This window comes from Pseudomonas rossensis (genome assembly GCF_039888995.1).
GTDB lineage: Bacteria > Pseudomonadota > Gammaproteobacteria > Pseudomonadales > Pseudomonadaceae > Aquipseudomonas > Aquipseudomonas rossensis.
On record NZ_JBBWCB010000417.1, the window covers coordinates 1 to 233 of the forward strand.

Consider the following 233-nt stretch of genomic DNA (forward strand, 5'->3'; position numbering starts at 1 on the left):
TGGCTTGTTTATCTATGACGAAGACGGGCGCTGGATTGCCAATTCCAATGGCGCCGTCGTGCCAGATGCCAACAACGCCGATCGTGAGTATTTCATCTTCCATCGCAATCATCCCGACCAGCAGAATCACCGCAGAGCGAACCTTGAGTGTTGCCCCGGCTTGCTCGGCGACCCAAGGCACGCCATGGCGAAATTGTTCAATTCGATTGTTAACGGACGGATGACCCATGACG

Annotated in this window: 1 pseudogene; it reads right to left on the reverse strand. The window is 54.5% G+C overall.

Features of this window, described 5'->3' with window-relative positions:
- Positions 1 to 233 (reverse strand): annotated as a pseudogene (locus WLY71_RS31120) (sensor domain-containing diguanylate cyclase); the annotation flags it as partial.